The organism is Psychrobacter sp. AOP7-C1-14 (assembly GCF_052376135.1).
Lineage (GTDB): Bacteria > Pseudomonadota > Gammaproteobacteria > Pseudomonadales > Moraxellaceae > Psychrobacter.
Genome location: NZ_JBQSVH010000016.1, coordinates 1 through 24,528, shown reverse-complemented (window position 1 = coordinate 24,528; position 24,528 = coordinate 1). Strand labels below are relative to the sequence as shown.

20 protein-coding genes are annotated in these 24,528 nt (G+C 43.6%); 13 read left to right on the top strand and 7 right to left on the bottom strand.

What is annotated here, in order from left to right; translation table 11 throughout:
* Window positions 1–89: 89 nt before the first annotated feature.
* The 5 genes from ACT3QN_RS10570 (at window position 90) to ACT3QN_RS10550 (ending at window position 6,522) form a co-directional block, all read left to right on the top strand.
* Window positions 90–1,817, top strand: coding sequence for an AMP-binding protein (locus ACT3QN_RS10570; RefSeq protein WP_444523273.1), 1,728 nt, complete (start codon window positions 90–92; stop codon window positions 1,815–1,817).
* A 495-nt stretch (window positions 1,818–2,312) separates the two neighbouring features.
* A complete protein-coding gene (locus tag ACT3QN_RS10565) occupies window positions 2,313–4,112 on the top strand; it encodes an AMP-binding protein (RefSeq protein WP_444523274.1) in 1,800 nt (599 codons plus the stop codon).
* A gap of 181 nt (window positions 4,113–4,293) precedes the next feature.
* Window positions 4,294–5,010 (top strand): ribonuclease PH, encoded by a 717-nt coding sequence (gene rph, locus ACT3QN_RS10560; RefSeq protein WP_444523275.1) that lies wholly within the window; start codon window positions 4,294–4,296, stop codon window positions 5,008–5,010.
* A gap of 118 nt (window positions 5,011–5,128) precedes the next feature.
* A complete protein-coding gene (locus ACT3QN_RS10555) occupies window positions 5,129–5,620 on the top strand; it encodes a hypothetical protein (RefSeq protein WP_444523276.1) in 492 nt (163 codons plus the stop codon).
* A 263-nt stretch (window positions 5,621–5,883) separates the two neighbouring features.
* Window positions 5,884–6,522, top strand: a complete 639-nt coding sequence (locus tag ACT3QN_RS10550) for a hypothetical protein (protein WP_444523277.1) — start codon at window positions 5,884–5,886, stop codon at window positions 6,520–6,522.
* A 179-nt stretch (window positions 6,523–6,701) separates the two neighbouring features.
* On the opposite strand, the gene hemJ is transcribed toward ACT3QN_RS10550, so the two are convergent.
* From hemJ to serB, 6 genes are all read right to left on the bottom strand, one after another.
* Window positions 6,702–7,136, bottom strand: coding sequence for a protoporphyrinogen oxidase HemJ (gene hemJ / locus ACT3QN_RS10545; protein WP_444523291.1), 435 nt, complete (start codon window positions 7,134–7,136; stop codon window positions 6,702–6,704).
* A gap of 45 nt (window positions 7,137–7,181) precedes the next feature.
* On the bottom strand, window positions 7,182–8,324 hold the full coding sequence (bioB, locus tag ACT3QN_RS10540) for a biotin synthase BioB (RefSeq protein WP_444523278.1): 1,143 nt from the start codon (window positions 8,322–8,324) through the stop codon (window positions 7,182–7,184).
* A 245-nt stretch (window positions 8,325–8,569) separates the two neighbouring features.
* Window positions 8,570–9,076 (bottom strand): SCP2 sterol-binding domain-containing protein, encoded by a 507-nt coding sequence (locus ACT3QN_RS10535; RefSeq protein WP_444523279.1) that lies wholly within the window; start codon window positions 9,074–9,076, stop codon window positions 8,570–8,572.
* Window positions 9,077–9,282: 206 nt separating this feature from the next.
* A complete protein-coding gene (gene aciT / locus ACT3QN_RS10530; RefSeq protein ID WP_444523280.1) occupies window positions 9,283–9,675 on the bottom strand; it encodes an AciT family ciprofloxacin tolerance protein in 393 nt (130 codons plus the stop codon).
* Window positions 9,676–9,940: 265 nt separating this feature from the next.
* Window positions 9,941–10,936, bottom strand: coding sequence for a DUF368 domain-containing protein (locus ACT3QN_RS10525; RefSeq protein ID WP_444523281.1), 996 nt, complete (start codon window positions 10,934–10,936; stop codon window positions 9,941–9,943).
* A gap of 185 nt (window positions 10,937–11,121) precedes the next feature.
* A complete protein-coding gene (gene serB / locus ACT3QN_RS10520) occupies window positions 11,122–12,312 on the bottom strand; it encodes a phosphoserine phosphatase SerB (protein WP_444523282.1) in 1,191 nt (396 codons plus the stop codon).
* A gap of 535 nt (window positions 12,313–12,847) precedes the next feature.
* Here serB and ACT3QN_RS10515 point away from each other — a divergent pair.
* From ACT3QN_RS10515 to ACT3QN_RS10490, 6 genes are all read left to right on the top strand, one after another.
* The gene (locus tag ACT3QN_RS10515) at window positions 12,848–14,305 is read left to right on the top strand and encodes a hypothetical protein (RefSeq protein WP_444523283.1); all 1,458 of its coding nucleotides are present in this window, start codon (window positions 12,848–12,850) and stop codon (window positions 14,303–14,305) included.
* 185 nt (window positions 14,306–14,490) lie between these two features.
* Complete coding sequence (locus tag ACT3QN_RS10510) at window positions 14,491–14,727, top strand: PA3496 family putative envelope integrity protein (protein WP_444520312.1); 237 nt, start codon at window positions 14,491–14,493, stop codon at window positions 14,725–14,727.
* Between the two features lie 276 nt (window positions 14,728–15,003).
* Window positions 15,004–15,561: a YecA/YgfB family protein gene (locus tag ACT3QN_RS10505; protein WP_444520311.1), complete on the top strand. Its 558-nt coding sequence runs from the start codon at window positions 15,004–15,006 to the stop codon at window positions 15,559–15,561.
* A 103-nt stretch (window positions 15,562–15,664) separates the two neighbouring features.
* Window positions 15,665–16,105, top strand: coding sequence for a YbjQ family protein (locus tag ACT3QN_RS10500; RefSeq protein WP_444523284.1), 441 nt, complete (start codon window positions 15,665–15,667; stop codon window positions 16,103–16,105).
* Between the two features lie 63 nt (window positions 16,106–16,168).
* Window positions 16,169–16,675, top strand: a complete 507-nt coding sequence (locus ACT3QN_RS10495) for a YbjQ family protein (protein ID WP_444523285.1) — start codon at window positions 16,169–16,171, stop codon at window positions 16,673–16,675.
* A gap of 302 nt (window positions 16,676–16,977) precedes the next feature.
* Entirely contained in the window at window positions 16,978–17,901 is a 924-nt protein-coding gene (locus ACT3QN_RS10490; RefSeq protein ID WP_444523286.1) for a bile acid:sodium symporter family protein, read from the top strand.
* A gap of 221 nt (window positions 17,902–18,122) precedes the next feature.
* Here the strand turns inward: ACT3QN_RS10490 and ACT3QN_RS10485 are convergent, their stop codons facing one another.
* On the bottom strand, window positions 18,123–19,253 hold the full coding sequence (locus ACT3QN_RS10485) for a formate/nitrite transporter family protein (protein WP_444523287.1): 1,131 nt from the start codon (window positions 19,251–19,253) through the stop codon (window positions 18,123–18,125).
* A 404-nt stretch (window positions 19,254–19,657) separates the two neighbouring features.
* On the opposite strand from ACT3QN_RS10485, the gene ACT3QN_RS10480 reads away from it, so the two are divergent.
* Window positions 19,658–22,591 (top strand): valine--tRNA ligase, encoded by a 2,934-nt coding sequence (locus ACT3QN_RS10480; protein ID WP_444523288.1) that lies wholly within the window; start codon window positions 19,658–19,660, stop codon window positions 22,589–22,591.
* Window positions 22,592–22,871: 280 nt separating this feature from the next.
* Window positions 22,872–24,326: a Na+/H+ antiporter family protein gene (locus tag ACT3QN_RS10475; protein WP_444523289.1), complete on the top strand. Its 1,455-nt coding sequence runs from the start codon at window positions 22,872–22,874 to the stop codon at window positions 24,324–24,326.
* Window positions 24,327–24,528: the final 202 nt, after the last annotated feature.

The window sequence follows — 24,528 nt, the reverse complement described above, 5'->3', positions numbered from 1 at the left end:
ATGGGCAAGACTTTGACTCTTTGTATATTTATCACACTGTGATTGGCGTGAGTTGACGGTAATGTATTATTACTAGGAGAGAAAAGATTATGGAAAATCAAGGAAACTTAACCCGTCGTGACGATAAAGTTTGGTTAAAAACGTATGAAGAACTTGGTCTGGAGTACAACATCGAGTTGCCAGCGGACAATACGTCACTTATTGATATTTTCGAAAAAAGCTTCGCTGAAAATGCTGATAAAACTGCTTATATCTGCATGGGTTCATCGTTAAGCTTCCAAGAAGTAGATTTATACAGCCGTCAAATGGCTGCTTATCTACAGTCATTAGGATTGGTCAAAGGCGATAAAGTTGCGGTCATGATGCCCAATATTTTGCAGTTGCCGATTTCTGTCATCGCTGTACTACGTGCAGGCTTTACCTTAGTCAACGTCAATCCTTTGTACACTACCAGAGAGCTTGAGCATCAATTGACTGATTCAGACGCCAAAGTGCTGATCATGGTCGAAAACTTTGCCAAAACCTATCAAGACATCGGTCGCAATGTGGTCGATAAGGTCGTGATTACGGGTATGGGCGATTTGATGGGGACGCTTAAAGGCTTTATGGTTAATACGGTCGTCCGCCATGTTAAAAAAATGGTGCCAGACTATAGCATTTCTAATAGCATCAGCTTCAAAACTGCACTAAAGCAAGTCACGGCTAGTAAATATAAGCGTCCAACCAATATCACGCTTGATGACATCGCGGTCTTACAATATACCGGTGGTACGACAGGTGTGGCGAAAGGTGCGATGCTAACGCACAAAAACTTAGTGGCAAATCTAATTCAGTCTAATACCTTTTTGGGCACCGCTTTTGATGATTTCGATCAAAGAGGTGAGCAGCCTGTGATTATGACGGCATTGCCGATGTATCATATTTTCTCATTCACTGTGTGTGGTATGTTCGGTCTGTATCGCGGTTGTGTGGTGCTATTGGTACCAAATCCACGTGACCTTGATAGCTTGTTAAAAGCATACAAAGCCAACCCACCAGCGTTCTTCCCAGCGGTCAACACATTGTTCAATGCGCTTGCCAATAACGAAGAATTCATAGCAATGGATCATAGCAAGCTGCGTCAATCGATGGGTGGCGGCATGGCAGTACTGAGCCCAACCGCAGAAAAATGGCGTCAAGTAACTGGTAATATTATCATTCAAGGTTACGGCCTGTCTGAAACAGCACCAGTAGCGACTTCTAATCCTAGCAATAGTAAAACATTCACGGGCACCATTGGTGTACCGATGCCAGCAACGGATGTCGCTATTTTAGATGATTCTGGTAATGAAGTAGCACTTGGTGAGCGCGGTGAGATTAGTGTTCGTGGCCCACAGGTCATGAAAGGCTACTGGAACCGTGAAGATGCGACCGCTGAGGTTATGACAGCAGATGGATTCTTCCGTACTGGTGATATCGGTATCATGGCGGACAACGGATATGTGACCATCGTTGATCGCAAAAAAGATATGATTTTGGTGTCTGGTTTCAACGTTTATCCGAACGAAGTCGAAGAAGTCATGGCTGGCCATCCTAAGATTTTGGAGTGTGGTGTCATTGGTATCGACGACGAGAAAAGCGGCGAGATTCCTAAAATTTATGTCGTACGCAATGATGAGAGCCTGACCACTGAAGAAGTTCTTGAGTACGGCAAAGAAAACTTAACAGGTTATAAACGTCCGCGCCGTGTTGAGTTTATTGATGAGCTACCAAAATCGAACGTTGGTAAGATTTTGCGTAAAGATCTACGTGTACTGGAAGAAAAGAACCACGGTTAATTTGCTAATACATGCATTTAGAGATGTATTTGATAGGTACGTGTATTAATAAAATATACCTGTGAAAATGCTGCACGACTAGATATTGTAATAACTAAAAATGATAAGGCTGCAACCATGCTGTCTTATCATTTTTTTGTGTTTATCGCTTTTGACATTTGTGAGTGACAGTACTATTAATAGAGAATATCTATTAAAACTGCTATAGTGCCCATCGATATATTTTTGTTTTTAGCTAAAAAATAATACTGATTTTGCTCAAGGTAACCAGCAAAATCATAGTAGTACATATCGTTTTCGACGTGGTCGTTCTGAGTGATAGTATTATTTATCATAGACTCAGTATTGCCTTTTAATTTGCAAAGCTTATGAATGATAAACCCGTTCATACTTATCTATTTTTTATTCATAAGCTTCTGCTGTCAGCGATAATCATAAAAATGGTGTTTCCATTAGCATATTCAATGTTTTTAACAGTAACGTTTAGGAAAAATTATGACGGATAATATTAATAAAAATACGACAGATAATAGCGCTGCAACTAATGATAAATCCGATACTGCTAACGATACTTATCAAAGCAATGCATTTCCTACTATGCCGACCATCGACGGTGACAGTCCATGGCTGAATGCTTATGAGCGTTATAGTATCGATGCGACTATCGAGATGCCAGAAGATAATACTTCTTTACTCGATGTGTTTGAGCGTAATTTTAGTCGTTATGGTCAAAAACCTGCCTATATCTGCATGGGTTCATCGATTACGTTCAAGCAATTAGACCTATATAGCCGACAGATTGCTAGCTATTTGCAGTCGCTAGGACTGGTCGAAGGTGATAAAGTTGGGGTAATGATGCCCAACGTCTTACAGTATCCAGTTGTCGCTTTGGGTATCATTCGTGCAGGGATGGTGTTGGTCAACGTGAACCCTCTATATACCAGCCGTGAGCTATCGCACCAGTTGCACGACAGTGGTGCTAAAGCGCTATTTATCGTAGAAAATTTTGCCAAGACGTATCAAGATGCGGAAGACAAAGGTCAGGTAGAGCATGTAGTGGTATGTACCATTGGTGATATGCTAGGTACGATTAAAGGAGCAGTGGTTAACCTCGTAGCTCGTCATATCAAAAAGATGATTCCTGCTTATAGCATACCGAATAGTGTGAGCTTCAAGCACGCTTTGAATGCTGAGTCAGCCAGTAAGTACCAGCGCCCTGAATTGAACTTGAGCGATGTGGCTTTGCTGCAATATACTGGTGGTACGACAGGAGTAGCTAAAGGCGCGATGCTGTCTCACGGCAATCTAGTCGCCAACATGCTACAGGTCAGTGCGCTGATGAATAGTGCATTTGATGATGATATAGATGGTAGAGATGTGATTTTGACCGCACTGCCGCTATATCACGTATTTTCATTTATGGTCTGCGGTATGTGCAGCATGTACCAAGGCTATGCTTCGCTCCTCATTCCGAATCCACGTGACCTTGATGGGCTTATCAAAGAGATGGCCAAGTATAAGCCAGCGTTTATCCCTGCTGTGAATACCTTGTTTAATGGCTTAGTACACAAAGATAACTTCGCTGATTTGGACTTTTCTAATCTGAAAGCTTCTATCGGCGGCGGTATGTCAGTATTGCCTAGCGTAGCGAAAGAGTGGCATAAAATCACTGGCTTGCCTATCGTTGAAGGTTATGGCTTGTCTGAGACATCACCTGTAGTGGCGTTTAATCCAATGACCATTGCAGAATTTACCGGAAAAATCGGTATACCTGCGCCTAGTACTGATATCGTACTCATTGATGACGACGAAAATATAGTGGCTATGGGCGACCGTGGTGAAATCTGCGTAAAAGGCCCACAGGTTATGATTGGCTATCAGAACCGTCCGAAAGAAACGGCTGAATCCTTTACGGCTAGTGGCTACTTAAAAACTGGCGATATCGGTATCATGGACGAAAAAGGTTTTATCAAAATTGTCGACCGCAAAAAAGACATGATTTTGGTATCTGGCTTTAATGTCTATCCAAACGAAATCGAAGAAGCGATGAGCGAGCATCCAGCAGTCGTAGAATGTGGTGCTATTGGTGTACCAAACGATGATCGCGGCGAAGAGCCAAAGCTTTTTGTGGTCAAGAAAGGTGAAGTGACTGAGGACGAGTTACTCGCTTTTGGTAAAAAGCAATTGACTGGCTATAAACGTCCACGTAGCATTCAGTTCGTTGACGAATTACCAAAGTCGAACGTTGGCAAAATCCTACGTAAGGAATTGCGTAAGATGGAAGGTTTAGAATAATTTACATCTGACATTCTATTAATAACGATGGCGTGATGGCAGGCGCGAATCTTGCTATTGCGCCGCTGTCACGTTAGGATATCTTAAGATTTTAGTCAACTACATATCTATCAATGCGTTTATCGACGACTGATGGGTATTTTTGTGACACTGCTTCTATAATATTGTACTAGGAATTTTTATGCGTATTGACAATCGTGAGCTTGACCAACTTCGCTCGATCAGCTTTGAGCGCCACTATACGAAGCATGCTGAAGGGTCAGTACTGGTAAGTTTTGGCGATACCAAAGTACTATGTACTGCCAGTGTAGAATCTGGTGTGCCGCGCTGGCTCAAAGGTAAAGGCAAAGGTTGGATCACAGCCGAGTATGGCATGTTGCCACGCGCGACCAACACTCGTAATCAGCGCGAAGCAGCTCGCGGTAAGCAGTCAGGTCGTACGCAAGAGATTCAGCGTTTGATTGGTCGTAGCCTACGTGCCATGATTGATCTGAGCAAACTTGGTGAAAACACCATCTATCTTGATTGCGATGTGTTGCAGGCGGATGGTGGTACTCGTACGGCTAGTACTACTGGTGCTGCGATTGCGCTTATCGATGCGCTAGAGAGTATTCAAAAGACCAAAAAACTCAAAACAGATCCGCTAATCGGATTGGTTGCTGCGGTTTCTGTTGGTATGAAAGATGGCGAAGCCTATCTTGATCTGAATTATGAAGAAGACTCTAGCTGCGATACCGATCTGAATGTCGTAATGACCCAAAAAGGCGAGTACATTGAACTGCAAGGTACTGCTGAAGAAAAGCCGTTCACTCGTGCGCAAGCAGATGCTATGCTGTCATTAGCTGAAAAAGGCATTGCTGAATTGATTGAAATGCAACAGACGGCGCTTGGTTGGTAGACTAGCGTTCGTACATAACACTTTATCTTTGTTTTTAGTCTCAATAACTGCCTGTTAGCTGCTAATGGGCAGTTTTTTAATAGAAGATATTCGTACATCACGTAATAGGTAATAACATATGCTAAAGCTGACTGATGATGGCGCCAAAATCACCTTACAAGGGCAATCAAATGCTGCTGATAATGGTATGTTTTGGTTTGGTTCTGCATTGTTGGTAGGGGCGGTCGCAGTGGCCATGGCGATGAGCTTATTACCTGAGCGCTTAGCCATCGGTGCGCTTGCACTGCTCATCATTGGTAGCTTTATTTTCAACAAAAAGCGCCAACAACACAAGAAAGCCATGAGCGGTATGATTAGCAGCGGCACATTGTGGGTAAGGGCTGGTGAGTTGGTTCATGACAATCTAGGTAAGCGTGAGCATATTCATTTGACTGACGACGATAAGATAACACTGATTGACGAACAATTACAGATTGTCGATAGCAGTGATGTCCGAAAATGTCGTATTACTGGTTTTGAAAGTGCTCAAGAAGCAAAAGCTACGAAAGCTATTTTAGAAGGACAAGCGCTAACGAAACGCCATGTAAATATCAAAATGAAGAGCAACTAGCATCATCGCTAAACCCTGTACTGTACCAAAGCAAAGAGATTATCTTTGTCCTACCTAAACCTCTAATTCAAATGTCATTTCAAATCTTACTTAGCGCGTCTCTCCAATATAGTCATTTACTAGTACACTTCTACTGTCTATCACCTATCGCAGGCGAATAGTGCTTGCGGATTTGTGCATAAATGGTTTATAAGTAGGGTTATAAAGTTCATCTTTTTTATTATTGAGACTGTCATTGAGATCTAGTTGACAAGGAGTTAGTCATGTCGCGTTTGTCTATACCGTCAGTCGCCACGTCGTGTGGCCTTTTATTGTTTACCTGTGGCATGGTGGAGCAAGCCAATGCGGATAGTATGAGTATGCTTATCGCCCAGAAGTCAGGACAATCAGTGACAAGCACAGCACATATTTATCCTGAGGTAACACGTCAAGCGCCTACAGTACTACCAGCATTTTTATCAGGTAACTACGATAATGTCGATAGTGAGTATCTACCGCTACTTAGTAATGCAGAGAATCAAAGTAGTCCAGCGGCGCGTGAGGTGGTAAGCACCGCACGTAAAATGGCACTTAACGAGCGCACAATTATTCGGGGTGGCTGCTGGGATTATTTAAATGCTGTATTTAATCGGGCAGGGGTATCGCGTAATACCATACACAAAGGCACTTATGCGCAAGGGCCTTATGCTAGTAGTAGCGAAATTGAAGCAGGCGACTGGCTCTATTATATCAACCATGGCTACAATGGCGTCGAGCATAGCGGCCTGTTTGTTGGTTGGGTCGATGAGCGTGCCAAGCAAGCATTGATACTAAGTTATGCTGGCGAAAACCGCCGCGAACCAGCTCGTTATCGCGTTTATGACTTAAGCAATGTTTATCAAATTATGCGCCCTAGCGTCTGATACTCAGTGTGCAGGATTTAAGATTTAGCAGCAGTTAAAATTGAACAGCAGATTCAAAATACATAGCTAACGATATTAATTTTATCTAATCTACAAGCTATATTCAATTCAAAAAAAAAGCGCCCGTCACTGGTTAAAGTGACGGACGTTTTTTTGCAGGTTAGATGATTTTTCTGAACCTAAAACGGTTTTACCACAACTAAAATAACGATAAATATCAATGCAAACACTGGTATTTCATTAAACCAGCGCCAAAACTTATGCGTCTTATAGTGTGGGTTATCAATCAGTTTTTTACGATATAAGCCGCAAGCACCATGATAGCCTGATAACAGCACGACTAAGAGCAATTTAACATGTAGCCAACCTTGGGTTTTGTACACATCCCAGCCTAGTCCTAGCATCCATAGACCAAAGATCCATGTTGCTATCATCGAGGGTGTCATGATGCCGCGATAGAGTTTACGCTCCATAACGCTAAAGCGCTCTTGGCTGATAGTATCATCGCTCATCGCATGATAGACAAATAGGCGCGGCAAATAGAATATCGCCGCAAACCAGCAGACCATCGAGATGATGTGTGCCGCTTTAATCCAGTTAAAATAATCTGCCATCATAGTCTCTCTTGCTTAGCTTATATTTTTTAGCTTAGTATTGGCTTAATCTGCCAATACTACTTGTGTTTGATGGCCATTCATCGCATCCATGACAGGTAATACTTTAGGTGCTCTTGGTGCGGCAAACTGTTTGGTTAAGCCAAGCTCACGCATCAGTCTATCATCGCCTGATTGACTTGAGTTACCAGTAGTAAGAAGTTTGTCACCATAAAAAAATGAGTTAGCACCTGCCATAAATGCCAAGGCCTGCTCAGAATCTGATAGACTTTCGCGGCCAGCAGATAGACGCACGTAGCTAGTCGGGCAGCAAATACGTGCGACCGCAATAGTGCGAATCCACTCAAGTACAGACAGTTGACCTTCAGCCAGTACTTTATCACCGATTGGTGTGCCTGCAATAGGTACCAGCAAGTTAACGGGAATTGATTCAGGCGCTTTTGGCATTTTTAGCAGCTCGAGTACCCAGTCGATGCGGTCATCACGGCTCTCACCCATACCGACGATATTACCACTACAGACATTGATGCCAGAGTTGCGCACGTTTTCTATTGTATCTAAGCGCTCATCGTAGCTACGTGTGCTGACGACTTGCTCATAGTAGCTGCGCGAAGTATCTAGGTTATGGTTGTAGTAGTCCAGTCCTGCATCAGCCAGTTGAGTTGCCTGATTGGTATCGAGCATACCCAGTGTCATGCACGTCTCAAGTCCTAAAGCTTTTACTTCTTTGATTAGCTCAACTACATAGGGCATATCTTTGGCACTTGGGTGTTTCCACGCAGCACCCATACAAAAGCGTGACGAGCCACTGTTTTTGGCGCGTTTGGCCGCGGCGATGACTTTGTCAACTTCTATACGTTTTTCTGCTTGTAGTTTAGTGGTGTCACGGTGGTGGCCAGACTGTGAGCAGTAGCCACAATCTTCAGGGCAGTTGCCTGTTTTGATAGAAAGTAGCGTGCTGATTTGTACCTCATTGGCAGTGAAGTGCTTTCTATGAATGGTCTGTGCTTGTAATAGCAAGTCCATTAGAGGTAAATCAAACAGCTGCGCAATCTCGTCACGGCTGTACGTGGAGGGAGCTTTACTATCAGTTTGAGCTGCGTCTGTTGCTAGGTTGGCCAAAAAGTCATTGTTGGCCGTATCTGGCTGAGTGGCGTCAGGTTCGGAGATGCTAAGCAATCCTGCCATAAGGTAAGTCCTTTTATAAGAATTGGAGGGTATTAAATAAAACCAATATTTTTATCTATTGTCATTTATAAGGTAACAAAAAAGGTTGCCGTATAGTATACCGCAACCTTTTTAGAAAATCAGAACACTACTAAGCAGTATGTATAATTGTCACAGTAGCGCACACAAATAGTAACTATTTGTCTAACTATTTAGTTCTATATCATCCATTCTACCAATGACAACCGCTTAGTACGTCACTCTTTTTATTTACCAAGTTTGTGCTTGGCAACACCAACCCAATGCTCAGCAAGTTTTTGTGCTTTATATGCATAAGGCTTGGCTTTGTCCAGATACGGTTTGCACTCTTCTGGAATAGCTGGAACGATATGCTTAGCAAGTTTGTTGAACCACATCATTAGGCTATAGTCGCCTTCGATGCTCAAGTTACCTTCTTGTACGGCAGTCATAAAAGCAGGCAAGCTACCTTTGGTTAGCAGTCTAACGCCAGTCATAGAGTCTTTAAAAGTGATGGTCAAATCGGCTTCTTTTGCATGACCGCTTTGTTGACTGAACTGTCCATTATCAAAGCTAAAAGAACGGGCGATATCAGACTCAGTACTAGCAAACTCAATCGTAACTTGACGGTCAGCAAATAACGCTTTGACATCTTCATTATCACTATCAGCTAGCATAGACAAACGATAACCAACCACAGCCAATAAAGCATCTAATGGGTCAGACTTGATATCTAATACAGGAACAGTAAACATAGCAGAACTCCTAAAAAAATGAGGCATAAAAATAAAGCGTACTTTATACCAGTTTTTATGACAAATATATAATTGGATTATAAACTATGATAGGGCGTCAACTCTTTAGGAGTTAAGTAGAGAGCGTTAAGTATCTTGTAACATTCGATGTCACTGACGTAAGTAAGGTATTGATATAGACAAGCAGAGGTATAAATGAGACAGTTTTAACGGAAACGTGGCTGATAGTTATCATCGTAGACAGGAGTATGCTCGATATAGCGTGCGGCTTCTAGCTCGCGTTGCTGACTCACTGTTTGGCTCACATCATCATAGCGCAATGCCCGGTACAGTACCCAAGCCGCCAACGGCAACCAACTGATGCCCATAGCGATGATATAGCGATGCCATGATGATAGCTCCATCAATATAGGACGACCTGCCAATATATTTTGAATCAATTCAACGGTGAACCAGTAGGCCATACCGCCAAACAGATATAGCAATAGCCAACGATATGACGATACGGCAAACACCGCTACTAAAGTTGCTAGCAGTCCATAACCAAGCCATGCCGAGCTGCTCCATGCCTCTACACCGATAAAAGAAAATATAGTCATTAACATCATTCATCTCGCTATTCATAAGGTGAATTTCAATGAGACTATTATGAGAGGTTATTGAGTAAAGCTGAAGAGGGTAGAGGTGACTTTGCGACAACCGTTGACGTTTGGTTTTATGGCTTGTTTTTGCGATATTTGATGGCTAGATTTTAGGATAAGCGCCGTGAGGACGGGCGCTCATTTTGAAGAGTATAGAAATAAGCTTGCTAGTCTGGGAAAACGTCTGCTAGCTAGAAAATATGATAGATGATCTGTCGGATATTTAGACGCGATTGGTACGGCTGCCCCACCACGATAGTAGCGAAACTAGAGTGGCACCAAGTAGCATAAGCCCTATTGTGGTTGGCCACTGTGCACCAGTAGGGTATTGCCATGGCATGACATTATGGACGGCTGCAGTGTTTAGCGAGCCTAAAGCATCTACTTTCCATGGCCATACTTTCATTAGAGAGCCTGCGATAAAGCCTGTAAGTAATGCCAAAGTGGCTTGATAGTAGTGTGATAGTAGCCACTTAAGTGCACGCGTGAACAACAATAATCCAGTCGCCATACCAGCAATAACTGCAAAAATAGCGCTTAGATTCATCGTATCGACCGCCTCTAGCACTGCATCGTAAGCACCTAGCAATAGCAAGATAAACGACCCTGATATGCCTGGTAGGATCATGGCACAAATGGCAATCGCCCCTGCAAAAAACAGATACGGTAAGCTAGGCGTAGTAGTCAGTAACGGCATACTACTAATGAATACGGCGACAATAAGCCCAGTCGCGAACAGGGCGATACGTCCTATATTCCAGCGTTTAATCTCACTGAGTAATATAAAGACTGTAGCAACGACTAGCCCAAAAAAGAATGACCAAATAAGCAGTGGTTGGTTGTCCAATAAATGCTTAATGATACCGGCTAAGGTCGCAAAGCTAGTGGCAATACCCAGTAGCAAACATAGTAGAAATGTCGCGTCCACTTGTCGCCAAATCGCAGCAAGTCCTTTTATGCCACCTTCTTGACGAAATATTGTCCAAAGATTGGGGCCGATACTACCAAGCGCATTGATCAAACGCTCGTAAATCCCTGCAATCAGAGCAATGGTGCCACCAGAGACGCCAGGTACGATATCTGCTGCACCCATGGCCATACCTTTGATATAAACCCCAAAAAGTTGTTTTGGGCTATCGTTGCGTACAGGAGCAGTGCTGGTATCTAATGGCTGCGCTGCTGACGGCTGAGTTGGCCGCGGAGATTGTGGTGCCGTCATGAGCATTCCTTTATCATATAAAAATAAGCGTTATGTAAGAGTGAGCGATAGCTAAAAACAGACGTTAGCTAAAAATAAGTATAAACAGAAAATCTTATTAGCAATCTTGAAGAACTAAAACACAAAAGCCAGATTAATGATGAAACATTAACCCAGCTTATTAAATAACATAAAGCGTTTAGTACTTACTCAGTAGGCGCCAGTGCTGGATAGCCAAGAGCGTATAAAGTACCTTCAAGCCCTGTCACGTTGATAGCGGCATCAGCACGTGCTTGAACGATTGGTTTGGCGTGATAGGCCACTCCCAAATCGGCCAGTGCCATCATCGGTAAGTCATTAGCACCGTCACCGATACAGACCACTTGTGACATCTCGATACCCAGGCGCTCAGCAGTATGCTCAACGATAGACGCTTTTTTGGCACCATTGACAATAGGCAGTTGGACATGACCAGTAACTTCACCATCTTCGATATCTAGAGCATTGGCATGGACTTCATCGATACCTAGCTGCTCAGCGATATAACGGGCAAAATAAGTAAAGCCGCCTGATACAAGTACCGTATGATAGCCTAGTGCTTTTAGCGCACTGATCGTCGTACGCGCACCAGTCGATAACGTTAGGCGACTACAGATATCATCAAGCACCTCGGTAGAGATACCTTTTAATAAAGCCACACGCTGAGCAAATGATTCATCAAAGTCAATCTCACCGCGCATCGCCGATTCAGTGATGGCTTCAACTTCTTCGCCAATCCCAGCAGTTTTTGCCAGCTCTACGATGACTTCTTGCTCGATCAAGGTCGAGTCCATATCAAAGCAGGCAAGCTTGTGCGTCCGTAGCATATGACCGACAGATAGAATATGACAGTCCACGATATTTAGATTGTCGGCGCTGTCAGCACTACGTGTGTTGTTGTATTCTTCAGTTAAGTCATGACGCAGGCGAGTGGTCAGCTGATCATCAATGATGTGAGCGGCTGCGGTTTTTTTGCCAGGGTGCATCAGTGTGTCAGTGACGGGCACTAGCAGATAGCGGTAGACCTGAGTATGGGTAAAGGGTAGACGCTGTGCGTCTGCTGCTGTTGGCTCTGTATCAGATACCGTAATATTGACAAAGCTAGCGTCAGTATCTTCAGCAACGGTCACTAAATGCCAACTCGGCTGCTCATCGACCCACGACTGAACGTACTGATGAATATCTAACGTGGATACCTGAGTAGGTAGTACTACAGTGAGCGCAAAAACAGGTAGCGACTGTAGCGCATCAAAGTCTTGCAAATTGGTATCTTCGGGTAATAATGCTGCAATAGAGTCGACGGCTTGTTGCCATGCTTTGCTGTCTTTTGGTAACGAATAAGATGTATTTTTTGGCATGGCTCAATTGTCCCTTGTATGCTCATATAAGATTAGGAATAATAACAGTTTTACTGGGCAGCGCCTATAGATGACGTGCAAAGTAACAATGATGCTAAAAAACAGATTTTATGGCGTAAGAAGTCATAAAAAATGCGATAAGGTTATTATGATAAATTTATAAAGCGCTCACGCTATAAGGCTTATTATGGTGATATAGTAGATGAGATAAGCTGACCGTTTATTGATGACGTTTTAGCAGAATATGGCAAAAAAAAAAGATAGCAAATTTGGCAACGATATTGATGGTATTAGTCATAATGATGTCATCAATCGGAATTTATCCCAATGTGTAAGTACCGTTTTATGCAGTAATGCTTTAGGTCTAACAGTGTCTTAGATGTAATAGTGTTGTCAGTAGTCGCTAATAATCAGTATTGCTTTATCACTATATGCGCACTACCATTGGCGCGCATCACAATTGTTTAAAAATTAGCCAAAAATGAGCAATAGCTTCGTTTTTTAATTTCTTCTCCCCAAAAAAGTTTAACATATCATGACGTATTTAGCGCCGCGGCAAGGGTTGTTTGCCATTATTCTTCTGGTTAGTTTTTGTTTGCAGACGCTGTTATTGGTCATTAGTACTGACCAGCAGCTGAGCAATAGTCGTGCGTTGAAAGGCGAGCAGATGGTCGCCCAGCTGATTGATGAAGCAAGGTTGTCTTTAGAAAACAAAGATCGTGTCAGTTTAAGCGTTATTGCCAATCGCTACACCAGCGAGCAAGACGTCACACGGATACTGATTAAAGACAACAATGACGAGATCTTGGTGCCAGTAGGCAACGCGCCGATGCAGCAAGGTGATACCATTCGCCAAATCGCTACCAATGGCGACGCAGTCATCGGTAGCGTTGCACTGACCTTGAAAGACGTCAGTAAAGGTGAGATTATCACCATGCAGTGGCCGTTTGTCATTGGTACGATGTTGCTACACTTATTACTTTGGCTAATTTATGGTTACCTCGCTCGCCCGACTAAAGAGCAAATCAATGCATTAAGTCGAGATATCCAAGAGCTGTATCGCGACCAATATAGACCAGTCGACCAGCGTGGCTATGATAGAGAGATCGAGCGCCAGTCAACGGGCCAATCAGCAACTCATTTAGCAGACAGTCAGATAGCGAGCGATAATACTGCAAATGCTGCAGCTGACAAAGTGACTAATACGCGCAAATTTAATGTGCATAATGAAGTGAACGAGTATCTCAGAACCCAACAAAGCCAAGACGCAGGTAGCGATACTGACAATCTAGCGGAGACGAGTGAAGGCGGTGAAAGCGAAGTAGCAGATACCGATAGTGCCGCTTCTAAAGCTGCCAGTCACACGTCTAAATTATCCGCTAGCCGATCTGTTGATAGCGTCACAGTTCAAGTAGGATTCCATGACGAGTTCAATATGCTTGAGCGCTTGGCACCTGCGCAGCGTTTGCCTTATCTAGCACTTTGCACTCAGCTGCTTAACCAAGCTGTGACAGAGTTACTCAAGCAGCCATTGCTATTGGGCGTTAGTGCGATGAATGAAGCGCACTTTGAAGACAATGGCGCAAGCGTGGTACTAAAAGCTGATAATAGCCATGCAAAAGTGGCGCTTGCAGGTGTGATGCTTGCCAAGCTATATTTAATGCTCAACAAAATTATTCATGATAAGCACATTGAGCTGTCACGTTTTGCTTTACCAGCAAAAGCGGGTGTGAGTGATGAGGCGCAGTCAGAACCAATGACACATTTGCTTCAGAGTATCGGTAAAAAAGAGCAGCTATTAATACTATTGCCAAATGCAGGTCTCAAGCAAATCAGTAATCATGTACAAGTACATAGTCTTATGCGCCCAACTACTGTCTATGAGCGCGAGTGTGCGATATTTGATGGTGCTAATGACTCATTGATTCAGCGTTTGGCTGATGTTCGTAACGCAGTCCTGATGATTGAGGACGAGGACGACTTGCACGTTTAATGTCGATTGTATTTATTCATTTATATTACAATTGTCTATTATATGGTCTATTAGACGGTCTTAATCGTAGCCATGAAATGTACTATATTACGAAAAAGGATTGACAACATTCAATTGAGACTTTATAAGGCATATATATATTGATGTATTCTAATACCCTTGCCTAAAAATGATAGGAGTTTGTCATGAGTGACGCTGATATTGATGACGATTTTGATGATGAGTTTGTCGATGATGATGATGCAAAGATGGTTGAAGAAGCTGAGACAAGCGTACGTACACGTTTAAGTAGTCTTGAGAAGCGTCGGTTAATTGATAATTTGCTAGAAGAAAAGCGTTTGGCTAAAGAGTTGAAAGACGATTTAGACGATATAGATAACTTTGACGAAGACGGCGATGATTGGGATGATGACGATTTTTAATTTATCGGCATCAGTCGTTTAAGTGGACTAAAGTGCTTTAGTAACTACTTTGGTGATTAAAAGCCATTTAACCAGTCAAACTAATGGTTTTTTTGTTTGGTGCTTTTCTACAATTGCTCGCAACCAGTTTATCTCGATAATACTTACTTGATAGAGGTCGCTTGAATTTTAGTGAATTAAGCAGCCTTTAGCTAAGTATCTAAATACTTGCTCTCTTTTATTTAACCGATCGTGTACTGCGATTGACGACATCTATCTGCTAAGGAAAACCAAATTATGAGTAACAAATTAAGTTTTGATGAATTACTAGACTATTTGGACAATCAAGAAAGCCAGTTCGTGCTAGATAGTGTCGCCGCGCATGGTTTTTTGACAGCGACGGTTATTGGTCGTCCATTACCAAACTGGATGGATGCCCTGTTTGAAGGTCACGTGAGTGAAATTCCAGAAAATGTGATTGACGGTATCAAACGCTGGCGTGATTCGATCATGGCTGAGCTAAAGAATGAGACGCCTATTGAGCTGCCATTTGGTGAAGATGCTGGTGATGAAGAAGTAGCGGTCGATTTCTCGGACGAGTCAGACATCGTTGCTTGGTCAATTGGTTTTGTCGATGCGATGTATGGCGATGAAGCAAGTGATTGGTTTGAAGATGAGGAAACGGCAGAAGACGTCGCGGTATTGACCTTGCCAATGATTGTGCTTAGCGGTATCGATGACGAAGATCCAGAGTTGTCTGAGATGCGTAAAGACGAGGACAAAATGGTACAGATGGCCAACAGTATCGAAGGCAATTTGACTGAATTGTTTTTATTATTTCATACCAATGATTAATGACGCTAAAAAACAGCGCTGCTAGCAGTGCTGTTTATATTTATGCGATATCACACCGTTTAGTTTTATCATGTATTTTATAAGCCACCGATAAGGTCATCCTATGACTGTGCAACTCTCTAACCTTGAGCATTTACCCAATTATCAAATCACCGAACGTCTAGATGTTGTGTACGGTAGTACCGTACGCTCAAAGCATGTGGGTAAGGATTTGTTTGCAGGGTTGAAAAATATCGTTGGCGGCGAGCTGACGGCTTATACTGAGCTACTAGAAGAGTCACGCCAAGAAGCAATAGATCGCATGATTATCAAGGCAGAGGCGCTAGGTGCTGATGCAATTGTTGGTTTGCGTTTTTCGACTTCTAGCATTGCGCAAGGCGCGTCAGAGTTGTTTGTCTATGGTACAGCGGTTAAGGTCGCGCCAGTATCACAGCAGCAGCATCAAAACCCGTCAGACAGTATTGATAGCCATGCTACTCAAAATACAAACACTCAGACCCAAGCCGCACCTGATGACTTACCGCGTTTCAATCCTTTTGGTTAATCCTACAATACGAAAAACTATAATGCTAAAAGCTCCGATGCTTTTTATGATGAGAAACGTGCTATGAATGACTCACTCACGCAAGTGCTCATCAATTATGGGCCGTTTGTCTTCTTATTTGCGGCTGGCTGGTTTTTTGGATCGCGCCATGAACGTCGGCATTTGGCACAGCTCACAGTGGCAGAGCAAGCATTGGGCGATATCACCGTCTCAAGTGAACGCTTATACCGTCCAACATTAGCGTCGGGTAGTGAAGGTGAGCTGGTACTGGGTAGTGTCGTTATCGCTCAAGATTATTTCAAAATGATCATTGCTCGCGTACTGAGTGTCTTTGGCAAAAACTTAACTACCTATGAGACTTTGCTAGATCGTGCACGCCGCGAAGCCATCGTTCGTATGCGGACTGAAGCAAAAGCCAAAGGCTACACGCATATCTACGGGTTACGTCTTGAGGTAACCAATGTCAACCAATTAGGCAGTATGGTCGAGGCTATCGCCTACGGTACGGCAGTGATTAGTATTGACCATATTAAACCTACATCTGCTGTAAATCACAAAATCCCCGCTTAAATCATTTCTGCTTTATTTTCAAGTGTAAAAACCTATAGTTGACTGACGAGTAGTCAGAAAAATCAAATACATGCAGTTTTACAACGATATACTGAATTTTACTGTTCCGTCATTATTTCGGCGCACGTAGACGAATAACGTCAAAAATATTGTCTCAAAAAACAATACTGTATGAAAAGTATCATATAAAGAGCTGACAACGTCGGTGGCTTTTACCCAAGATATCAGCAGGATTAGCTGGTTGAGCATGACGAGGTTGTCATAAACCTGCCCGTGTGGGCTCTATCTACAAGGATGTAGTTATGGAAGGTGTTGAGTTAGTCACGTTTGTAAACGCAAAAGTCATTCCCATTAGTATCTTTTTAATTATGATGGGCATGGGATTGTCCCTCGTCACCAATGACTTTAAACGAGTCGTCAAATACCCCAAAGCAGTTGCCATTGGGTTAACAAACCAGCTAATATTCTTGCCATTAGTCGGCTTTGCCTTAGCAACATTCATGGCACTAGAACCTGAGTATGCTGTTGGTGTCATGCTATTGGTACTGTGTCCTGGCGGCACAACATCCAACCTGTTTACCTATCTAGCCAAAGGTGACGTCGCGCTTTCGGTCACTATGACAGCCATTGCCAGTGTCATTACCGTATTTACCATTCCTATCGTCCTGAGCTTTTCGCTTGTCTACTTCATGGGCGCTGGTAGTGAGTTTCAGTTGCCAGTGGCTAAGACCATGATCAGCCTAATTGCTCTGACTATTTTACCTGTCAGTATTGGTATGCTGATCAAGCGCTATGCCCCTAATGCTGCAGATAAAGGACAGGTTCTGGTTTCTCGTTTCGGTATAATATTTTTGAGCTTCTTGGTTCTATTCTTAAGCTATGTACAACGAGATATTATTGTAGAGGCTTTAATAGCAACTGGCCCTGTATCATTGATATTAAATGTGTCAACGATGGCGCTTGGTTATTACACCAGTAAATGGTTTGGTTTAGATCCTGCGCAAAGACGCTCGATTACTATGGAAGTCGGCTTGCAAAACAGTACGCTTTCTATGTTTATGGCCCTCACGTTGTTGGCCAACTATAAAATGTCGATGACCCCTGCTATCTATACGCTCATTATGTTCTTGACCGCTGGCATCTTGGTCAGAGTCTTTGCTGCCCAGCACAATAAAGCTAAAAAAACTGAGATAGAAAATAGCGTATTGGCAGCACGTAGAATGTAAGGTGTTTAAGATAACTGTCGTAACGTATTGCTGAACTGGCTAAATGACTGTTTCTAATTGATTGTTTCTAAGTGACTGTTTATTGAAGAGTAATTATCTGCTGAAAAGTAACCAGTTGGTAGACAATCAGCAATATCTGGTTCAATAAAAAAGCCCATAATCCGCTTTGTATGATGAAGCGATTATGGGCTTTTTTGTTTAACGCCAGTTTTAGCTCGAATCTAAAACCTTCGTCTAACCATTTTTGCTCTTGCTTCGGCAGATTGTTCCTTTACCTTTTCAACCTCAAATAAGAACGTACGGTTTTTGAGTACCGCGACGAATACCACACCGCCGACCGTATTGCCCACCAGTACCACGACCAAAAATACTAAGTAGCGCCAGAGACTGACGGTATTGCCATATAGTAATGCTGAAAATACCTCGATGTTGCCAACAATACTATGATGCAAGCCTAAAAATCCAATACTACCCGTGATAAGCGTAACCAGTACGATACGGCTAAGCGTATCACGCGCAGAGGTTACCAGCCATGCGGCCACGCCCATCATCCAGCCCGCCAGTACCGCGCTACCAAATATCACCCACCACTCAAAACCCAAAATATGCTCAGCATAGACATCAATAGCGTGGTCGGTAAACAGGTGCATATGTAGCCCGAGACCAATCATCAACGCTGCAAATATACAGCCACCGACGATATTACCAGCGATGACGATGCCCCATAGCCGTATGAGCTTATGCAACGGTTCAATCTTGTTTAAGACGGGTAAGCTTAAGAGGGAAGTCTGCTCTGTGAATAATAACGATTGACCAATCACTACGATAATAAAGCCAATTGGATATAGCAATGACGATAGCACCATGGCATAGCGACTCGGTATCACATCATTGAGTAGGGCAAACGCCGATAAAATCATAAAAAAGCTGATGCCAATCTCTAACCCAGCCGTAAAGGCACTGGTAAATAGCGAGCCAAGTGAGCGCTCAAACGTTTCTTTTGCATGGATGACTTGCTCAACCAATATACTGGCATAGCTTTTTGCTTGGCTTAGATTGTCATCACTGGCGACCTTTTTGATGGTTTCTTTATCTTCTTCGCTGATTTCTTCTGGTAGGTCATCGTTTTCTAAGTCTTCGGTGGCTTTGATAGGTTCGTCTACATCACCCTCTGGCGTATCGTCTACGTTCTCGTTTACCTCCTTGTCTACCGCGCTCCCTTTAGAAGGGCTATCGCTATCTTCTGGTATATCGTCATCTTCAGATACAGGCGTTATGGTGCTCGCATTTATACGTTCATCGTCTGATAGGTTAGCCTTAGAATGATTGTCATGCTCGGTATCTTGGGACACAATTGGCTCGCTGGTTGTAGGCTAATGATTTTGCGATATAGGGTGTTCAATACGCCCTAGATAAAGACATATTTTATAATATGGTAATCGCAGATTATGTTTAGCATTGAGTCGATTGCTGTTATTAATTGTTTAATATAGTTGAGTTCAAATAATTTCGATACAAGGAAACCGAGTGCAAGCGATACATTAGTATGGTCAGCGAGGATGACGATGTAGCGGATTTATATGGATTTGACTATAACTTGGTTAAAAATGGCGTTCATGCTTTATAAATGACCTTACCATCTAACAAAATATGCCTATCTGCGTTAAAATCACTCTATTCATTATTTTCTAATTTTTATATTAGCTTTAATCCAATTAACTTTGATCACATTCAATCAATAAAAGATAATGCCATTATGAGTAACCATAACCTCACTACATCTATTCAAGCGGCCTTAAGCCAGTTGGAGCATGCGTATAATCCTGCACAAGTCGAAGCAGGCATGTATCAAGGCTGGGAAGAAAGCGGCTATTTTCAGCCAACGTTTGACAAAGACGAGTCGTTTTCTATCGCGCTACCACCGCCGAACGTCACAGGCTCGCTACACATGGGTCATGGCTTTAACAATGCGATTATGGACGCACTCACACGTTATCACCGCATGGATGGTGACAATACGTTATGGCAACCGGGTACGGATCATGCAGGTATCGCCACCCAAATGGTTGTTGAGCGTCGTTTAGAGGCGCAAGGACTCAAGCGCCGTGACATGACGCGTGCAGACTTCATCGATAAAGTGTGGGAGTGGAAAGAAGAGTCGGGCGGTAATATCACTGGCCAAATTCGCCGTTTGGGCAGCTCGGTTGACTGGTCGCGTGAGCGCTTTACCATGGATGATGGTCTATCCAACGCGGTAAAAGAAGTGTTCGTTCGTCTGTTTGATGATGGGCTTATCTATCGTGGTAAGCGATTAGTGAACTGGGATCCTAAGTTCCAAACTGCACTGTCTGACTTAGAAGTCGAGAACCATGATGAAAAAGGCAGCTTGTGGCATTTCCGCTATCATTTCACGGATACAGACCTAACCACTCAAGATGGCAAAAACTATCTGGTCGTTGCGACCACGCGTCCTGAGACACTCCTTGGTGATACCGCTGTCGCCGTCAATCCTAGCGATGAGCGTTATGCACATTTAGTTGGCAAAACCATTACTTTGCCAATCACTGGTCGCGTCGTGCCTATCGTCGCTGATGATTATGTCGAGAGCGACTTCGGTACAGGCTGTGTCAAAATTACTCCAGCACATGATTTTAACGATTATGATCTAGGTCGTCGTCATGACTTACCATTGATTAATATCTTGGATGAGCGCGCCAATATCCTACCAGCGATGGAAGTCTATCCTGACTTGCAGACGCGTGAGCCAGAGTTAGAGACCACGCCTAGCGAGTATGCAGGGCTAGAGCGTTTCGCTGCGCGTAAGTTCCTTGTGGCGCAAGCAAAGGATCAAGGCTGGCTAGAAGACATCGAAGACTACGCCCTAAAAGCCCCACGTGCTGAGCGTGGCGGTACGATCGTTGAGCCATGGTTGACCGATCAGTGGTATGTCGCGGTCAAAGAGCTGGCCAAGCCTGCGATTGACGCAGTAGAAGACGGCAGCATCGAGTTCGTCCCTGCGCAGTACAAAAACATGTACATGGCATGGATGACCGATCTACAAGATTGGTGCATCAGTCGTCAGCTGTGGTGGGGTCATCGTATCCCTGCATGGTATGACGATTCGACGGGTGAAATCTATGTCGCCCGTGACGAAGCGGAAGTACGTAGCAAGTATAATCTGAGCGACGATGTCGTATTGCGTCAAGATGATGATGTGCTTGATACGTGGTTTAGCTCTGGTCTATGGACATTCAGTACGCTTGACTGGGCAGACATCAACGCTGATCCGCGCGTGATGGATACTTTCCATCCAACCAGTGTGCTCGTGACAGGTTTTGACATTATCTTCTTTTGGGTCGCCCGCATGATCATGATGACCATGCACTTCGTGAAAAACGAAGACGGCACGCCGCAAGTACCATTTAAGACCGTCTATGTACATGGTCTGGTACGTGATGGTAATGGTCAAAAAATGTCAAAATCAAAAGGCAATGTCTTAGATCCGATTGATCTAATCGATGGTATTGATCTAGAAGCGCTGGTAGACAAACGCACCAGCAATATGATGAATCCAAAAGACGCGGCTAAGATTGAGAAGCAAACGCGTAAAGAGTTCCCAGAAGGCATCCCAGCGTATGGTACGGACGCACTGCGCTTTACCTTCACATCACTAGCCAGTACAGGTCGCGATATCAACTTTGATCTAAAGCGTGTCGAGGGCTATCGTAATTTCTGTAATAAAATTTGGAACGCCAGCCGTTTTGTACTGATGAACTGTGTCGATGGCGAAGGCAGTGCCAAGCCTATTGATCAATCGGCCAACCCTGACGTTTGGGAATTACCAGAAAAATGGATCATGAGTCGTCTAAACTCTAGTATTGCCAATATCCATCAGCATTTCGCTCAGTATCGTCTCGATATGGTCAGCCAAGATATCTATGAGTTTATCTGGAATGAGTACTGTGATTGGTACGTTGAGCTAGCCAAAGCCAGTCTAAACGATGACTCAGTGTCGGATGAGCGTAAAGCGCAAATCCGCTATGTGCTGCTGCATGTGCTAGAGACAGCGCTACGCTTCACGCATCCAATCATGCCGTATCTGACTGAGCAAATCTGGCAGACCATCGCGCCGCTACTAGGTCGCAAAAACACCGACAGCATCGTAGTCGCTGACTATCCGCAGACCGATGACAGCCAAATTAGTGAGCAGACTGAGGCGGATATGGCGTGGCTACAGGAGCTAATCGCGAGCGTACGTAACATCCGTGGTGAGATGAAACTGGGTAATGCGGTACGTCTGCCAGTACTGCTACAGAATATCTCGCTAGCAGAAGATGAGCGCCTATCGCGCATTGCCAATCAGTTCAAAGCGCTTGCTAAAGTAGATAGCTTAGCCATCGTAAAAGAAGGCGATGAGGTGCCATTGTCATCATCAAGTATGGTCGGTCAGCTACGCGTACTCGTACCGATGAAAGGGCTAATTGATCCAACAGCTGAGCTGGCGCGTCTGGATAAAGCGCATGAAAAACTGCAAAAGCAAGCTGATGGTATCGCGCGCAAGCTAGGCAATGAAGGCTTTGTCAGTAAAGCCCCTGCACAAGTGGTCGAAGCAGAGAAAGCGAAACTGGCTGAGCTAGAAGGGCAGTTGACCGCGATGACGGCGCAGATGGAGCAGTTGAAAGCGTTGTAAATAAAGCGTAAATATCTATAGTAAGAGAAAACGCCGTCAAGATTGTGATGGCGTTTTTTATTGTCAGGATGATGGTCAACAAGGTATCTACCTGATGTACCTGAGATGCCTAAATTTAGTTAGCGTCGTCCAAATCTATACTGTTAAAGAGTAGTAATACCCCAATAGCCAAATAGGAATGATTCCTTTGTGTTAAGGGGTGTATATTGCATGCTGTTTTTTTATTTTTGAGTTCGCTTTACCCATTTGATTTATTTGAAACATTATTTTGAGGGATATTATGTTAGCTGCTTATCGAGATGATACGTTTTTTCTTAGTCGAGCGTTACCCGTGCTGGTTGCTTTAGCGGCTATTTATGGACTGTTGTCATTGCTGTCTATTCCGATCAATGCTGTGGTGTTGGCCATTGTCCTTATGGTTGTATTTTGTCTTATCAAAATTCCCGTTGCAATCTCTCTAGTCTCAGCGGCTTTGCTAGGCGGTATGCATGCACAAATGGCGTTTCCAGATATCTTGCAAGTATTGAATGACAACTTACTCAGTGGTGCGCAAGTAGGTATGACTTATATCATGGTCGGGGCATTTGCCGTCGCACTATCGAGGAGTGGTGTCCTCGATTGGGTGGCGCAAAAAATGGCTCGTAGTCTAAATCGTGAAGGTGTTCATGTGCGCAAGCAGGTCAAATGGATGCTGTTTATACTGTTCATTGTCGCCTCGTTACTCTCGCAAAACTTGATTCCAGTACATATCGCCTTTATTCCAGTATTAATCCCGCCATTACTTGGATTGATGAATCGTCTGCAAATGGATCGTCGTGCCATCGCTTGTATTTTGGCTTGTGGTATCAGTGCGTCTTATCTGTTGTTACCGTTTGGTTTTGGTGCGATTTATCTCAACGAGATTTTATTAGAAAATTTTAATACGGTGGGTGCGGCCTCTGGGTTTGTTGCCACAGCCAGTATGGCGCCTAAAGCGATGTTTTTTCCAGTGATGGGTATTTTGGCTGGTATGTTGGTTGCTGTGTTTATCACGTATCGTAAGCCGCGCACTTATACTGAATCACCAAAACAAGAAATGGCGACATCTATCGATCAAGAAAAAATAGAGATAGGCATACAGCCTTTGCTGTTTACTGCATTGGCTGTGGTAGTGGTGTTGCTGTTTCAAATGTATTTTGATTCGTTGTTTATTGGCGCCATGATAGGGTTTGTGATTCTTGGCTTCTCTGGTATTTATCGCTGGCGGGCTCAGGATGATGTCTTTACGCAAGGCGTTCGATTGATGGCTGAAATCGCTGTGATTATTACTATTGCCTCTAGTTTTGGTGCAGTACTGACGGCCACAGGTGACATCGATCCGTTAGTGGCTTCTGCTGCTCAGATGTTAGGTGATAACAAGCTATTCGGTGCTGTCATGATGCTGGTCGTGGGTTTGTTTATCACGATTGGTTTTGGTGATTCATTTGCTTCTGTACCGATTTTGGCACCTATTTATATTCCATTATGCGTAGCGCTGGGTTTTTCTCCATTAGCGACACTGGCTATGCTTGGTGCGTCTGCGGCATTGGGTGATGCGGGCTCACCTGCGTCTACACTTACGCTTGGTGCGACTGCTGGTTTGAATGCTGATGGACAGCATGACCATATCAAAGACAGTGTGATACCGACTTTTTTCCATGCTAATATCGGTATGCTGCTATTTACTTTAATCGCTGTGGTATGGCTGTTGGGTTAAATTGGCTGAGCTAGAAGGGCAGTTGACCGTGATGACAGCGCAGATGGAGCAGTTAAAAGCGTTGTAAATAAGGCGTAAATATCTATAGTAATAAAGAACGCTGTCACAATTGTGATGGCGTTTTTTTATTGTCTACTGTTTAGTTCTCTAATCAACTTTTGGCACTGCAAAATACTGAATATTTGTGTGCTATTATCTTGTT

Bases quoted from the DNA above. Each gene is read 5' to 3' on its own strand.
- ACT3QN_RS10510 (WP_444520312.1), top strand. From the start codon at position 14,491: ATGAGTGACGCTGATATTGATGACGATTTTGATGATGAGTTTGTCGAT.
- ACT3QN_RS10475 (WP_444523289.1), top strand. From the start codon at position 22,872: ATGTTAGCTGCTTATCGAGATGATACGTTTTTTCTTAGTCGAGCGTTA.
- ACT3QN_RS10505 (WP_444520311.1), top strand. From the start codon at position 15,004: ATGAGTAACAAATTAAGTTTTGATGAATTACTAGACTATTTGGACAAT.
- bioB (WP_444523278.1), bottom strand. From the start codon at position 8,324: ATGGCAGGATTGCTTAGCATCTCCGAACCTGACGCCACTCAGCCAGAT.
- ACT3QN_RS10525 (WP_444523281.1), bottom strand. From the start codon at position 10,936: ATGACGGCACCACAATCTCCGCGGCCAACTCAGCCGTCAGCAGCGCAG.
- ACT3QN_RS10535 (WP_444523279.1), bottom strand. From the start codon at position 9,076: ATGTTTACTGTTCCTGTATTAGATATCAAGTCTGACCCATTAGATGCT.
- ACT3QN_RS10500 (WP_444523284.1), top strand. From the start codon at position 15,665: ATGACTGTGCAACTCTCTAACCTTGAGCATTTACCCAATTATCAAATC.
- ACT3QN_RS10490 (WP_444523286.1), top strand. From the start codon at position 16,978: ATGGAAGGTGTTGAGTTAGTCACGTTTGTAAACGCAAAAGTCATTCCC.
- aciT (WP_444523280.1), bottom strand. From the start codon at position 9,675: ATGACTATATTTTCTTTTATCGGTGTAGAGGCATGGAGCAGCTCGGCA.
- ACT3QN_RS10495 (WP_444523285.1), top strand. From the start codon at position 16,169: ATGAATGACTCACTCACGCAAGTGCTCATCAATTATGGGCCGTTTGTC.
- ACT3QN_RS10565 (WP_444523274.1), top strand. From the start codon at position 2,313: ATGACGGATAATATTAATAAAAATACGACAGATAATAGCGCTGCAACT.
- rph (WP_444523275.1), top strand. From the start codon at position 4,294: ATGCGTATTGACAATCGTGAGCTTGACCAACTTCGCTCGATCAGCTTT.
- ACT3QN_RS10515 (WP_444523283.1), top strand. From the start codon at position 12,848: ATGACGTATTTAGCGCCGCGGCAAGGGTTGTTTGCCATTATTCTTCTG.
- serB (WP_444523282.1), bottom strand. From the start codon at position 12,312: ATGCCAAAAAATACATCTTATTCGTTACCAAAAGACAGCAAAGCATGG.
- ACT3QN_RS10480 (WP_444523288.1), top strand. From the start codon at position 19,658: ATGAGTAACCATAACCTCACTACATCTATTCAAGCGGCCTTAAGCCAG.
- ACT3QN_RS10555 (WP_444523276.1), top strand. From the start codon at position 5,129: ATGCTAAAGCTGACTGATGATGGCGCCAAAATCACCTTACAAGGGCAA.
- ACT3QN_RS10570 (WP_444523273.1), top strand. From the start codon at position 90: ATGGAAAATCAAGGAAACTTAACCCGTCGTGACGATAAAGTTTGGTTA.
- ACT3QN_RS10550 (WP_444523277.1), top strand. From the start codon at position 5,884: ATGTCGCGTTTGTCTATACCGTCAGTCGCCACGTCGTGTGGCCTTTTA.
- hemJ (WP_444523291.1), bottom strand. From the start codon at position 7,136: ATGGCAGATTATTTTAACTGGATTAAAGCGGCACACATCATCTCGATG.